Genomic DNA, 242 nt, shown 5'->3' on the forward strand with positions numbered 1-242 from the left:
GTTTAATGCTAGTTGCTAGTTTCGAGGTTCAAAGTCTTTCGCTAGAAGTTCCACCAAAATCGCATTTTGACCGTGCATTCTATTTTCAGCTTGTTGCATTAACAAGGACTGCTCACCGTCAATTAAGCTGCCGCTGATTTCTAAATCGCGATGGGCTGGTTGACAATGCATGACGTAATCTGCGCCGGTTCTTTCCATTAATTCTTCGGTAATTTCGTAACCAGAAAAGGTGTCTTTGATTT

Annotated in this window: 1 pseudogene; it reads right to left on the reverse strand. The window is 41.7% G+C overall.

Annotated elements, in window-relative coordinates:
* Nucleotides 1–15: 15 nt before the first annotated feature.
* Nucleotides 16–242, reverse strand: a pseudogene (locus ACX6CF_RS26825) (hypothetical protein); the annotation flags it as partial.

The organism is Vallitalea sediminicola (genome assembly GCF_054408565.1).